The organism is Paraburkholderia sp. LEh10 (assembly GCF_017814945.1).
GTDB lineage: Bacteria > Pseudomonadota > Gammaproteobacteria > Burkholderiales > Burkholderiaceae > Paraburkholderia.
On record NZ_JAGIPX010000046.1, the window covers coordinates 12,536 to 25,768 of the forward strand.

General features: G+C 61.2%; 11 protein-coding genes and 5 pseudogenes. 8 read left to right on the plus strand and 8 right to left on the minus strand.

Annotated features, from left to right (window positions below):
• Positions 1 to 174: 174 nt before the first annotated feature.
• Complete coding sequence (locus tag J8I87_RS30140) at positions 175 to 1,269, plus strand: glycosyltransferase (RefSeq protein WP_209935818.1); 1,095 nt, start codon at positions 175 to 177, stop codon at positions 1,267 to 1,269.
• Between the two features lie 378 nt (positions 1,270 to 1,647).
• On the opposite strand, the gene J8I87_RS30145 is transcribed toward J8I87_RS30140, so the two are convergent.
• Entirely contained in the window at positions 1,648 to 1,860 is a 213-nt protein-coding gene (locus tag J8I87_RS30145; RefSeq protein ID WP_209935819.1) for a hypothetical protein, read from the minus strand.
• Positions 1,861 to 2,235: 375 nt separating this feature from the next.
• Between J8I87_RS30145 and J8I87_RS45095 the strand changes: the two are divergent.
• Positions 2,236 to 2,534 (plus strand): annotated as a pseudogene (locus tag J8I87_RS45095) (glycosyl transferase); the annotation flags it as partial.
• 151 nt (positions 2,535 to 2,685) lie between these two features.
• Here the strand turns inward: J8I87_RS45095 and J8I87_RS30155 are convergent.
• The 4 genes and pseudogenes from J8I87_RS30155 to J8I87_RS30170 all read right to left on the minus strand — a co-directional run.
• A pseudogene (locus J8I87_RS30155) lies at positions 2,686 to 3,106 on the minus strand (transposase); the annotation flags it as partial.
• Positions 3,107 to 3,113: 7 nt separating this feature from the next.
• Positions 3,114 to 4,985 (minus strand): hypothetical protein, encoded by a 1,872-nt coding sequence (locus J8I87_RS30160; RefSeq protein WP_313066805.1) that lies wholly within the window; start codon positions 4,983 to 4,985, stop codon positions 3,114 to 3,116.
• Positions 4,982 to 5,371 (minus strand): GtrA family protein, encoded by a 390-nt coding sequence (locus J8I87_RS30165; protein ID WP_209935820.1) that lies wholly within the window; start codon positions 5,369 to 5,371, stop codon positions 4,982 to 4,984. The genes J8I87_RS30160 and J8I87_RS30165 overlap by 4 nt, the downstream gene beginning before the upstream one ends.
• Positions 5,368 to 6,339: a glycosyltransferase family 2 protein gene (locus J8I87_RS30170; protein ID WP_209935821.1), complete on the minus strand. Its 972-nt coding sequence runs from the start codon at positions 6,337 to 6,339 to the stop codon at positions 5,368 to 5,370. Before J8I87_RS30170 ends, J8I87_RS30165 begins: the two co-directional genes overlap by 4 nt.
• Positions 6,340 to 6,455: 116 nt before the next feature.
• Here J8I87_RS30170 and J8I87_RS30175 point away from each other — a divergent pair, with 116 nt between their 5' ends.
• Positions 6,456 to 6,632, plus strand: coding sequence for a hypothetical protein (locus J8I87_RS30175; RefSeq protein ID WP_209935822.1), 177 nt, complete (start codon positions 6,456 to 6,458; stop codon positions 6,630 to 6,632).
• Between the two features lie 84 nt (positions 6,633 to 6,716).
• Here the strand turns inward: J8I87_RS30175 and J8I87_RS30180 are convergent, their stop codons facing one another.
• Positions 6,717 to 6,992: a hypothetical protein gene (locus J8I87_RS30180; RefSeq protein WP_209935878.1), complete on the minus strand. Its 276-nt coding sequence runs from the start codon at positions 6,990 to 6,992 to the stop codon at positions 6,717 to 6,719.
• On the opposite strand from J8I87_RS30180, the pseudogene J8I87_RS30185 reads away from it, so the two are divergent.
• Positions 6,955 to 7,080: pseudogene (locus tag J8I87_RS30185) on the plus strand (DUF5131 family protein); the annotation flags it as partial. The gene J8I87_RS30180 and the pseudogene J8I87_RS30185 sit on opposite strands and share 38 nt — an antisense overlap.
• A 155-nt stretch (positions 7,081 to 7,235) precedes the next feature.
• Here the strand turns inward: J8I87_RS30185 and J8I87_RS30190 are convergent.
• A pseudogene (locus J8I87_RS30190) lies at positions 7,236 to 7,692 on the minus strand (Tar ligand binding domain-containing protein); the annotation flags it as partial.
• A 142-nt stretch (positions 7,693 to 7,834) separates the two neighbouring features.
• Between J8I87_RS30190 and J8I87_RS45795 the strand changes: the two are divergent.
• The 4 genes and pseudogenes from J8I87_RS45795 (at position 7,835) to J8I87_RS30210 (ending at position 11,236) form a co-directional block, all read left to right on the plus strand.
• Entirely contained in the window at positions 7,835 to 8,278 is a 444-nt protein-coding gene (locus J8I87_RS45795; protein WP_209935823.1) for a transposase, read from the plus strand.
• 357 nt (positions 8,279 to 8,635) lie between these two features.
• A complete protein-coding gene (locus J8I87_RS45105; protein ID WP_245254271.1) occupies positions 8,636 to 8,866 on the plus strand; it encodes a transposase in 231 nt (76 codons plus the stop codon).
• Positions 8,867 to 9,956: 1,090 nt separating this feature from the next.
• Positions 9,957 to 10,830, plus strand: a pseudogene (locus J8I87_RS30205) (MraY family glycosyltransferase); the annotation flags it as partial.
• Between the two features lie 109 nt (positions 10,831 to 10,939).
• Positions 10,940 to 11,236: a hypothetical protein gene (locus tag J8I87_RS30210; RefSeq protein ID WP_209935825.1), complete on the plus strand. Its 297-nt coding sequence runs from the start codon at positions 10,940 to 10,942 to the stop codon at positions 11,234 to 11,236.
• Positions 11,237 to 11,343: 107 nt separating this feature from the next.
• On the opposite strand, the gene J8I87_RS30215 is transcribed toward J8I87_RS30210, so the two are convergent.
• Positions 11,344 to 13,233, minus strand: coding sequence for a nucleoside-diphosphate sugar epimerase/dehydratase (locus J8I87_RS30215; protein ID WP_209935827.1), 1,890 nt, complete (start codon positions 13,231 to 13,233; stop codon positions 11,344 to 11,346).

Here is a 13,233-nt window from a genome sequence, read left to right on the forward strand (position 1 = left end):
GCCGGGATGGCCGCCCCATCGATGGCTAACGGCAACGGCTTGCGGATTCCGCATAGGGGGAATCCATGAGACGGCATGGGAGTTCGCGTGCTTCCCGCCTCGCCACGGTCAACCCGTCCGGGCGCGCCGCGTTTCATTTGTATAATCCACCGTTTGCCCTCGGCCCCGACTTTCATGCTCAGTTTCGCGCTCGGCTTCATCGTTTCACTACTGGTCACGCTGGTGATCGTGCGGTACGCGCATCTGCATGAAACGTTTGCGGACAACGATCTCGCGGGCGTGCAGAAATTTCACGCGCGTCCCGTGCCGCGTATCGGCGGAACGGGGATTCTGTTCGGGCTGGTGGCGTCGGCGATCCAGCTGTACAGCGCCTATCCGCGCGTGTCGGCGGGCATTCTCGGCATTGTCGCCTGCGGTGTACCCGCGTTCGCATCGGGCCTCGTCGAGGACCTGACGAAAAAGGTCTCCCCGCTCGCGCGCCTGATCTGCACGATGATCGCGGCCGCGCTCGCCTACTTTGTGCTGGGTATCGCGGTGACGCGCATCAGCGTGCCGCCGCTCGATTTTCTGCTTTCCTACGCGGCGATCTCGTGCGCGGTGACCGTTCTGGCCGTCGCCGCGCTGGCGAACGCGATCAATATCATCGACGGGTTCAATGGGCTCGCGTCGATGGTCGCGTTCATGATGTTCGCCTCGCTCGCCTATGTCGCGTTCCAGGTGCACGACCCCATCGTGCTGTCGGCATCGCTCATCATGATGGGCGCCGTGATGGGCTTTTTCATCTGGAACTTCCCGGCGGGCCTGATCTTTCTCGGCGACGGCGGCGCGTATTTCATCGGCTTCATGCTCGGCGAACTGTCGATCATGCTCGTAATGCGCAATCGCGACGTGTCGGCGTGGTATCCCGTGCTGCTCTTCATGTACCCCATCTTCGAGACCTGTTTCTCGATCTACCGAAAGAAGTTCATTCGAGGGATGTCGCCTGGAATTCCCGATGGCGTGCATCTGCATATGCTCGTCTACAAGCGGCTGATGCGCTGGGCCGTCGGGGCGCGCACCGCGCGCGAGCTGACACGGCGCAATTCGTTGACGTCGCCGTATTTGTGGCTGCTTTGCCTGATCGCGGTGGTGCCCGCGACGCTGTTCTGGCGGCATACGCTGCATCTGTTCTGCTTCGTGATCGTGTTTGCCGCGACGTACGTGTGGCTGTATGTCAGCATCGTCCGGTTCAAGTCGCCGCGGTGGCTGGTGGTCCGGAAGCACCGGTGAAACGCTCGCCGAACGGAACCTCAAAGCGCTTTTCCCATGGCAGGGTGCCACCAGCCGCCAAGGACATGTGACGCAATAGCGATCAAGCAGCGTCAATCAACGTCGTTTCAGAGCACAGGCTTCTTGCGGGGCGCAACGGACATCTTCGCGGAGCTCACTTTATCGCTGAACCCATGTAATACCAGGGGCGTAGACCGTCCCATGATCTGGTTAAGAAGTCATAGCAGCGGCCAAGGAAAGTGACCAAAACGCGGCAAATTATCTCGGCAACTCAACGAGCGGGTTAATCATCGCTTATTCGCTGGAACCATAGACGACGAACTGTGATGTGCCGCCAGGCCCAATGTTTCCCGCGGGCGGGCCCGCGACGAGCGCACGCTAAAACCAGCTGGGCAGTTCTTTGAATACCGGGCGGCAACTGGCCGAGGCCTGTTGACTCGCCATTGCCATGGTCGTCCGGAAATGCCTGGCCTCATTCGGAACGGCAGCCGTGACCATGCGGCGGCATTGATGCGCAAGCAGCTCGACGCAGCAAGCAAGATTGCGACGAAAGCGGAAGAACAGGAAGAACAGGAAGAACAGGAAGCTCACTGCGCGTCGTACCGTACAAGAGGTCATCTCAGTGCCAACTCACGCTCTAACCAGCGTTTTATGGCGGTGCCGAGCGTTCTGAAAACTCAGTGCCGCCAAACGAACGACTGACCGGTTCTGCGGCCATTAATATAAACATGGACGATTTGAGAACGTCTTCAAATCGATGAGCTTTCGCCGGTTTGCCGCGCGCGACTATCTGAATATGTGAAACGAGGCGGCGGCTATGCCGCGACCGGTCGCGTGAGCCGGCTCACGTCCGGAATTGGACAACATCGTCCGTTAGCAGATCACTTCAACCATCTCACCAAACGGCACCTTCTTCGTGCGCTTGAGCGGCGTTGTCGACGCCCACAGGACCGGGTAGTCCGGCGGATCTTCGAGACATGCTTCTCGATCTGGAACTTCATCCGCGCGATATCGCATGGGATACGTGACGGCGTGCTTGTGGATATGCTGGTCTACAAGCCGCTGATGCGCCGGGCTGTCGGGGCGCGGTCTTGCGCGGGAATTGACGTGGCGTAAATTCGTTGACATCGCCTTCTCTCTGGCTGCTTTGCCCGATTGCTGTCGGTCCGGCTACGCTGTTCTGGCGGCACACGTTGCATCTTTTCTGCTTCGTCGTGGTGCGCGTGCTGACTTACGTGTGGCTCTCTGTCAGCGTCCGGGTTTAACAGGCTGCTGAAATACACCCGTGCTGAAGCGGCCTCGCTACACGTACGCGGCTCTCGCCGCAAGATTTTCGCATTGTGCGATTTCAATGCGAATTCAACGTCCATTTAAGCGTTTTGAGGCCGATTCATGGCCTCATTTCGGTGTTTACTTTCACGATGGACGGACTTGTGCCAAGGATCGCAGGCGCACGAGATTATAGGCGGCCATGTTTAACACGAACATCTGATCCACCTTCTTCAACCCGCGCACCATCGCCTGGCGCATGCGTCCCACGGTCTTCGCCCAGCCGAAGCCTTGTTCGATCAGCTTGCGCTTTTGCTGAGAAATGGCGTAGCCCACGCCTCGAGGCAATCGTGTCGGCCACCGCCGAACGCCGCCCCGAGGTATTTTGTGCTAGGTGCGGTGTCACCTTCATCTCGTGGCAGGCCTCGATGAACTCCTGTGCGTCGTAACCCTTGTCGGCACCCAGCGTGATCTCTGCGCTCGCATCCTGTACCGCTTGCCGCGCGGCGTTGATCATGATCTTGGCCACTTCACGCTCGGCATGCCCGTCGGCGTGCGTCGCGCGCGCGTTGACCTCAGCGTGAATTTCGCCGCGGGCTAATGCGGCACCACTGCCAGGCGAGCGCGCCCTTGCCGATCCCGGCCTCATACGGCATGCACGAGTTCGCGTCGAAGCTGAATCCGGCACGTTCGAACGCGGCAGCCGCGTCGGCGGCGAGCTGGCGGTTGCGCGCGGTGAGATCGAACTGATCGTCCGCGCGCAAGCCGAGGTGACACTGTTCTGACGCGTCTCGCGGAACATTGACCGCCGCGTGCAAATGCAACTTCGACACGACCCAGCGCAACGCGTAGCAGCCGCGATCCGAACGTGTGAAACCGGTTGCGGCGGCAATGTCGTTCACGCTGTTCACGTTGTCTTCACGCCAGTTGTGCGCGCCGTCGATCAGCGCGAACGACGGACCGCCGCGCTCGCGCGCGAGCGTCACGATACGCGCGCGAAATGCGTCGCTCGCGGGGAAGCTACTGTCGATCTGCGTGAATGCGACCGTGTCCGGGAAGCGCGTCGCAATCCAGGCCCAGCCGGTCGTGACACTCTTGATAACGACGGTCGTGCGCTCCGGCTGCGCGAGCGGCGGAAGCTGCGCGTGATAGAGCGGATCGGCCCAACCCTCGTGTCCCCAGGTGCGAGCGCCGCCCGTCACGACGACGGCTGTCGCTGCGATCAGCAGCCATGCCGCAGTGCGTCGCGCGATGCGCGCGGGCAGCAGCCGGTCGAGCAGCAGCACGAGCACCATCGGCGTAAGCATCTCGATCGGCACGATGTAGCGATAGACGCTGAATAGCTTCATCCACAATATGAAACCGAGCGCGACGAACAGCACCACGAGCCGTTGTTTCGGATCGAGCGTGGCGCACGGCTGGCCCGCGAAACGCCCCGCAACGCGGACGAGCGCCCACCACACGAAGACGAGATAGACGATCGGCCAGATTACCTGACGGATCGGCGTTTCGCCGACGCGCTTCGAATCCGCCGCGATGATGAACGGCCAAAGCAGCGTCTCGACGATATTGCGCGGCAACCAGCGCACGTCGCTTTGCGCGCCAGCTACCGTCAGCGAATTCGGAAAGTACCTGCCAAATTGCGGATACAGCGGATTACCGTACTGCTGCCACAGATGCAGCATCCAGTAGCCCGTCGTCGCAGCCATGCCGAGCAGCACGCCGACACCGAACAGGAATGCGATGCGCACCCGTACCGACAGTGAGCCCGGATAGGTCAGAAGGCTCAGGCAAAGCGCGACGGCAAACACGGCGTTGGTCAGCTTAAGCCCCGTCGCGAGACCGACCAGCAGGCCGCTTACCGTCGCGGCGGCGAGTGCGCCGGGCGTACGGGTGCCGAGGCGCTGCCAGTTCGATAGCGCCACCAGCAGGCCGGCGAGCACGAAGACCGCCGTCGTGTCATCGCCCATCGAATTGCCGAGTCCGGAAAGAAAGTTCGCGGTGAGGCAGCCAGCGGCGGCGACCAGAATGGGCAGGCGGTAGCGCTCATCGCTGGACCCGTATGGCCATACTTCGCGAGCGACCGCGGCGATCAGCACAAACGTCGAGCCATGCAGCACGCCCAACAGAAAGCCGACGGCGCGCGACGGCAGATGCGTGTTCAACAGATACAGCGCCGTGTCGAGCAGCGGGTTGAAATACGATTGCATGCCCGCCGGCGCGAGGTCGGTCTGCAGCTTGCCGTGAAGCCACGCAAACGGGTTGTACAGGTGATAGTTGTACAGATCCCAGTTAGCGTCTGCGCCGAGAAACAGCGAATAGAGCCCGAACAGGAGCGGCACTATCACGCATGCGATCGTCATGGCGCGGCGCGAGCGCAGATCGATGACGCGGGTGCGCGCGATGGGCGATGAGGCTTTCGCCTGCATATCTGGCTTCACGTTCACGAGCGGGCCTTGAAGACCCACAGCTTCGCGCTGACGAAGTTGACCGTCATGCCCACCAGCGAGCCGATCGCAACCGCGATCAGCGGCAGCAGCGCATTTTTCGGCAACACCAAAATCGCGGCGCTATAGGCCGCGTAGTTGACAACACCGCCGCCGAGCATCGCGAACAGGTAGTGCCACCACTCGGCCCATGCCGACTTTTTGCTGCCCTTGACAAATGTGAAGCGGCGGTTGAACTGCCACGTTGACCAGACGGCGGCGACAAACGACACGGCGCGGCCGACGAAATACCCCGCGCCGAGCGCAAGCATCCCGTAGAGCACGCCTGCATCGACGATGAGGCCAATCACGCCGGCAATTGCAAAGCGCAGCAGTTCGCGTTTCATTCGACAGCCTTCGCCGCTGCAGCCGCGTGCCCGAGTTCAGTTCCTGGCGCAGGAAAGGCGAGATACGCGAGATGCTTCACTTCCGCGCGACCGCGCGTTACGGTATCGAGTATGACGCCACACACAAGGAACAAAGCCGCGAAGATCATCAGCGCGGCGCACAGCACAGCCGTCGGGAAGCGCGGCACAAGTCCTGTTTCGAAGTATGTTTCGAACAGCGGCACTGCCAGTACGATAGAGGCGAGTCCGCACAGCGCCGTGCCGATTGAGAAGAAAGCGAGGGGACGCTCGGCGCGAAACAGCTTCACGATCATGCTGAGGATGCGAAAGCCGTCGCGATATGTGTTGAGCTTGCTGACGGAGCCTTCCGGCCGCGATTTGTAACGCGTGACGATTTCGGCAACGGGCATGCGCAGTTCGAGTGCGTGAACGGTGAGCTCTGTCTCGGTTTCGAAGCCCTTCGAGTGCGCCGGGAACGATTTCACGTAGCGGCGCGAGAACACGCGATAGCCCGACAACATATCAGTGAAAGTGCGACCGAAGATCGACGCGACGAAGCGCGTGAGCATCACGTTGCCGAAGCGATGCCCGAGACGATACGCTTCCTGCTCGTCCGTACGGCGCGTTGCCACGACCATGTCAAGCGCCTCCGCAACGAGGCGCTCGATCATCTCCGGCGCGGCCGCGGCGTCATAGGTGTCATCGCCATCGACGAGCACATACACGTCCGCGTCGATATCCGCGAACATCCGCCGAATCACATTGCCTTTGCCTTGATAAGCGACCTGGCGCACCACAGCGCCCGTCGCGCGCGCTATGTCGCTCGTGTTATCCGTCGAGTTGTTGTCGAATACATAGATGCTCGCGTTCGGCAGTGCCGCGCGAAAATTACGTACGACGGAGCGCACGGTTGCGGCTTCGTTGTAGCAGGGAATCAGGACAGCTAGATGAAGTGATTCGAAAGGCATCGGCAGAAAAGACCGGCAATAAAATTGGTATGCGTCGCGCGTGATGGCCTAAGCAGATCGCGGCTATTTTATCGCACACAAATAGCGACGCCCGATTGTTCTGATGTGTCGTTGCGATGCGGACGGAAATCACGACCTGGGACAATGCGTCTCGAGGCGCGCGCCCGGCTGGCAACATCCGCAAGCCATACGCGAACAAGGTGACGATCACACTCGGCGAGCGTGAGCTTATCTACCCGGATCTCGCGACGTCCGGCGATCTCAAGCGGCCGCATGTGCCGCTTTATCGGTAGCCGACAGGACAACGACAATGAGCCGGCGCTCAAAAACATTCATGGCAGGGAAGGGAAAGGACGTCTGAAATGCATAACTGGCACTCAACCTTCGTCGACCGCGAACCCACCCAAGGCCTCGACATGTCGCTCCGCTGCGAGACGCGCGTCTTTCAGCGTGGCTTCGTACGATCGATGTCCTCGATCCGGGCTTTCAGTACGATGCTCGCCATCGATCGTGTAGGACCAGCGCCAGTTGCCGCTTCCGTCGTCCTTCATCTCGATCTGAATGTTTCGACCGCTGTATTGGAACGATTCATTTCGCATTGCAATCTCCCTTAGTATGAGCGAAAACAGCAAAGTCGAGTCGACCAACCACACGTTCAGTCCGTGGGAAGGTTGCCAGAAGATTGGCCCGGGCTGCGATCACTGCTACGCCAAGACGCGCAACGGGCGTTCCGGCGGGACACTATCAACGCCGCACTTCGGTCAGCACCAGCCCTTCCTGGGCGGATTTGGTGTCTAGTGCCTTCAAATGCTTGGGCATGGCCTCAAGAAACGGACAGAGTGCCGGTTTGATGTCTTCCTTGGCGATACGGATCCAGCCGTAAGCCGGCAATTCCAGAGGTCGCCTTCGGCCATGCTGCGAAAATGCCGGATCGTCTGGTTCACCGGCTTCACCACAGCCGCAGAGAGCCCGGCGCGCGCCAACGCGCCGACCACGACGGCCGCCACGGCGATTGAAATCGTCATCGAAGAGCGCCTTGTACTCCGGCTCGATTGCCTGGTCGACGAGCGCGGCGCGCGTTCCCGCGACCGACTGACGAGCTTTCGCTCTTCGTCGCTGACAAACGGCCCAGCCATATAGGCGCGAAAATCCTCGCTCGACGACTCCAATGCCCTTGTGCGCCGCCGCCAGCAGGCCGTCCTTGACCTTACCGACGCTAAAAAGCTTCTCATAGCTGCCGAGCGCGAAACGAACCTGCAACAGCTTCCCCGAGCTCGACGTAAGCGCGTTCACCGTCGCCGACCCTGCGTTGCTGAACTTCGGTGCGCCCCAACCGACTCCGATCACTGTCAAAAACTCGAGTTTAGACATTCAGCACCCCGATGAAGGGTCCTGAAAACTGGTTCGCAATTCGAAAAAAACGTGACATGGAAAGGCAATCGTGAGACCGCCGCGCTGCTTGCGCGGGGTTTTAGCGCAAGCAGCGCGGCGGCCAATGAGAATCCTTCTCGGTTCTCTCGCGATTGCCATGTCACTGTCGAAACGCACTGAGTTTTACCTGAGCGAATGGATCAACGTTCTACTTACCGCCGTGCCGCTTCGCTCGCAAACCAGCCTCCTCGAGCTGCTGTGCGGGTGCATGATTTCACCCGAAGGATGGGTGAGCCGAGCGATCTCGGCCATTGGGTGTACGCGCCACTGGACGGCGTATTTCAAGCTTCTGGAGCGTGGCACCTGGCGTACGGTGCCACTCGCGCGAGCGCTGCTGAGACTGGTGCTTGCCGTCTTGCCCAGCGGCACGCTCACCATGGGCCTGGACGATACGCTGATCATGCGCTGCTCGAAGAGGGCGCCGGGCGTCGCGTGGCGACGCGAGCACAGCGGCAAGACCAACCGGCCCAAACACGTCTGGGCGCAATGCATCGTGACTCTGGTGTGAGCGTGCTGGGCAACGGCGGCGTCGGCATGGTGTTGCCGATCCTCTCGCGACCGGTTCCGGAAACGGGCAATACCAACAAGGTCAAGATTGCGCTGGCGCTTGTGCGTGCGGTCTCGGGTGTGACGCAGCGGCCCATACGTGTGCTGTTCGACTCCTGGTTCATGCGCGCGCGTCTGGTCCTGCCATTGCTGCGCCAGAACATGCACGTCATCGGCCAGGCGCGTATCGATACCGCGCTGTTTCTGCCGCCCGTAAGATCCGGTGGGCCCCGGCGTGGACGGCCGCGCATCTATGGCAAGCGTCTGTGCGCCGAGGCCATCGAAGCGCTGCCCGCAACCGAATTGATGATGAGGCTCTATGGCAAGGAACAGCGCGTGCGCCTGCGTCCGAGTCGCCGTCGCTCGCTTCCTCAAGGGCACGACGGTGCGCGCCGTCTGGTGCCAGTTCTACAACGACAAGCGGCAGGAATGGACAAAGCGACGCCTGATCCTGGCTTCCGAAGTCGACCTGGAGCCACAGACTATCGATCAGCTTTACGCGCGCCGCTGGGGCATAGAACTGCTGTTTCACAATCTCAAGCGTTGGTAGGGATTCAACAATCTCTGGCAGCAGACGCGCACCGTACTCGAACTCTGGATGCCGATTCGTTCGTGCGCCTGGACACTCACGCAGTTGCTCAGCCTGGCGATTGCCGACGACTTCCCGATGCACAAAATTGCGCCGTGGAGAATCGGTCAGCCCGTCACCGCCGGCCTGGTCGCTCAATGGCTGCGTCGCGAATTTACCGGACTTGCCTCCCACACTCCCGTGCATGGGAAGTCCCGAAAATTCCAGAGGCCCGAAGCGCGTCACGCCCCTTGAGTTCCCAGTCGTCGCCGCTTGCGCGGCCCCGCATGCTCGTTTCATCGCAATCTCAGTCTCGTTCGCCGTCTGATCGCCAACGGTCGGCGACGGCGTTCGGGTGTCTAAAGTTCAGTGTCAAAAGAAACGTCGCAAAAAGTGTAATGACTAGCGTCAGCCTTGTCGGATAGCGCGGTTGTCGAGCATGAAAAGTCCGTGACGTGTTGCCGGCCAGCCCGGATGGCGGCCCCATCAGGGGCTAACGGCAACGAGTTCCGGACTCTAGATAGGGGAAATCCGATGATGCTGCATCGGGCCAGCGTCTGCAGTCAAGCCGGTTTGATGCACGTATTGTCGGCGGCCCGGTGCGAAGTGCGAGACTCCACGCGGACGGCCTGACCGTGGGACCGCTTGATGAGCCAAACAATGGAGAAGCTGGTACCACTTACTGTCGGGTAGCTATCAGTGCGGCAGTGTCGGACAATGGATTGCAGGCGATTTACATCGTCTGCATGTCGTTAAACGTGATCTTGACAATCGGACTCTCAGGTGCACTCATCTGGATGAGCTCAAGTTCATATGAACACGACACAGTTCTTGGAGATTGACCTGTCTTGTCGCCCTTTATTAGAAGCGTTGCAGATGTCGAAGGTGGACTGTCGAAGTGAATTTCAACGCAATTGCAATTGTCGGCGACGCCCGTCATCGAGAGCGGAGAGGTCGGTTGGGCGGCGACGGAGGACAGCGGCGAAGCGAACGCTGCGGTGAGGCATGCTAGAAATGACTTTCGCATCTTCAAAGGACAGACTCGTGCACGCAGCGCATTATGCATGAAAGCATTGTCGCCTGCGGCGTACCCGCGTTCGCTTCGGGCCTCGTCGAGGACCTGACGAAAAAGGTCTCCCCGCTCGCGCGCCTGATCTGCACGATGATCGCGGCCGCGCTCGCCTACTTTGTGCTGGGTATCGCGGTGACGCGCATCAGCGTGCCGCCGCTCGATTTTCTGCTTTCCTACGCGGCGATCTCGTGCGCGGTGACCGTTCTGGCCGTCGCCGCGCTGGCGAACGCGATCAATATCATCGACGGGTTCAATGGGCTCGCGTCGATGGTCGCGTTCATGATGTTCGCCTCGCTCGCCTATGTCGCGTTCCAGGTGCACGACCCCATCGTGCTGTCGGCATCGCTCATCATGATGGGCGCCGTGATGGGCTTTTTCATCTGGAACTTCCCGGCGGGCCTGATCTTTCTCGGCGACGGCGGCGCGTATTTCATCGGCTTCATGCTCGGCGAACTGTCGATCATGCTCGTAATGCGCAATCGCGACGTGTCGGCGTGGTATCCCGTGCTGCTCTTCATGTACCCCATCTTCGAGACCTGTTTCTCGATCTACCGAAAGAAGTTCATTCGAGGGATGTCGCCTGGAATTCCCGATGGCGTGCATCTGCATATGCTCGTCTACAAGCGGCTGATGCGCTGGGCCGTCGGGGCGCGCACCGCGCGCGAGCTGACACGGCGCAATTCGTTGACGTCGCCGTATTTGTGGCTGCTTTGCCTGATCGCGGTGGTGCCCGCGACGCTGTTCTGGCGGCATACGCTCGCACCTGTTCTGCTTCGTGATCGTGTTTGCCGCGACGTACGTATGGCTCTATGTCAGCATCGTCCGGTTCAAGTCGCCGCGGTGGCTGGTGGTCCGGAAGAGACGGCACTCCTGATGGAATCCCCAATGGCGCGCGCGCAAAAATAATCAATAAAATCAATGAGCGCCGCGACGGGTTGGGCCAAAGCGGCAATCTTTTCCGAACGTGGAGGGAGTTGATGAGGGTGAGCCGGACCTTCGTTGCGCTATGCGCGCTCGCCACCGCTCCGCTCGCCGCCGTTCAATTCTCGTTCGCCAATACGGTGACGGACAACATCAGATGGAGCGCGACGCATGTCGATACGTCCGCCTCCCGTCCGGAATGCACGGCCTATTCGAAACGCCGCATCGACAACAAGGACGACCCGGATGTGGTGGACGTCGCGCTGAAGGTGCTAGGGACGGCCGTCGCGACAGCCGCGATGTCGAAGGTCGGGCATTCGAACGGAACTGTGCCGGACCCTTGCAAGTCGGGTTTTTGAGCGCGCGCCGCGGAGCTTGCATCGCCGCGAAGCCGACGATGCTTGACGCTCCGGATAGTAGCCGTAAGCGGCAGAGATGAAAAAACGCGCCACGGCGCGTTTTTTCTTTACATCGAAGCCCGCTGGCCCGCTGGCGGCGGCACGCTGCGCAGCGGCGGCGACACCAGCGTCGGCCGATATTCGGCGACCCAGCGGCGCAGATCGCGGCGCACCTCGTCATCCGTCAGGACGCGATGCTGCATCAGCCACGGCAAGAGCTCGTCGAGCAGGTTGTCGGGCACGCCGCGCGCCTGCGCGATGCGCAGCTTCGGATGCGGCGTGCGCGTGGTGGTTTCCTCGTCGGCGAGCAGTTCTTCGTAGAGTTTCTCGCCGGGGCGCAGGCCCGTGAACTCGATGCGGATCTGCTCTTCGGTGAATCCGTACAGCCGGATCAGATCGCGCGCGAGATCGACGATCTTCATCGGCTCGCCCATGTCGAGAATGAATATTTCGCCGCCGTGCCCCATGCTCGAAGCCTGCAGCACGAGCTGCGAGGCCTCGGGAATCGTCATGAAGAAGCGCGTGATTTCCGGGTGCGTCACGGTGACGGGACCACCCTTCGCGATCTGCTGCTGGAACTTCGGAATCACGCTGCCCGCACTGCCCAGCACGTTGCCGAAGCGCACCGTCTCGAACCGCGTGCGCCCGCTCGTTTGCTGCAGCGCCTGACAGGCCATTTCAGCGAGACGCTTGCTCGCGCCCATCACGTTGGTCGGATTGACGGCCTTGTCCGTCGAAATGAGCACGAAGCGCGTCACGTCGTGGCGGATCGCCGCGCGCGCCACGCGATACGTGCCGAGCACATTGTTGCGCACGGCCTGCCACGCGTTCTGCTCTTCCATCAGCGGCACGTGCTTGTAGGCGGCAGCGTGATAGACGATGTGCGGCGTGTAGCGCGCCATCGCCTGATCGAGCAGCAGCGAGTCCTTGGCGTCGCCGATCACGGGCACGATCGACAGCCCCGGAAAGCGCTCGTGCAGTTCTTCGACGAGCCGATACATCGCGTACTCGGAGATATCGAAGGCGACCAGTTGCGCGGGCTTGAAACGCAGGATCTGGCGGCACAGCTCGGAGCCGATCGAACCACCCGCGCCCGTCACCATCACGACGCGTGCGTGCAGCAGGGCTTCGACATGAGGCGTGTCGATCTGCACCGGCTCGCGGCCGAGGAGGTCTTCGAGGTCGATGTGGCGCACGCGGGACAGCGAAGCTTGGCCTTCCCCGACATCCGTCAGCGCCGGCAGCACCATCGCGCGCACGCCAGCGCGCACGCACAGTGTCGCGACGCGCCGCTGCTGTTCGACGGGGGCCGATGGAATCGCGATGATCGCGTATTCCGTCTTCAGGTTCTGCGCAATCTCCGGCAACTGACCGATCGCGCCAAGCACCTTGTAGCCGTAGATTTCACGGCCGTGCTTCGAGACGTCGTCGTCGAGCAGGCCAATCAGCCGCCATTCGCTCGATCGCGAGAGTTCGCGCGCGAGCATCGCGCCCGCCGTGCCCGCGCCGAGCACGATGACAGGCTTGCCTTGAGCCATCAGGCCGCCGTACAGATAAAACTCCTTCATCGCGCGATACAGCGCGCGCGAGCCGCCCATCGCGAGAAACAGCAGCAGCGGTGAAACCAGCAGCACCGAGCGCGGGACGATCGGTACCGGCTGCACCATCACCGCGAGGATCATCGTGAGCAACGCGCCTGCGGCAACCGCCTTCGAAATGCGCAGCAGGTCGGGCAGGCTCGCGAACACCCACATGCCACGGTACAGGCCGAAGAAGCGGAACATCGCACCGTAGACGGGCAGCACCCAGACGAGCGCATGCATCGCGCCGACCCGGAAGTCGGGAGGCACGATGCCATTGAAACGGATCACATAGGCGATCAGCCAGGTGCAGACGACGGCCCCGAGATCGAACAGGAAAGCGCTGAAGGATAGCCAACTGGCTTTGGTTCTGAGCAT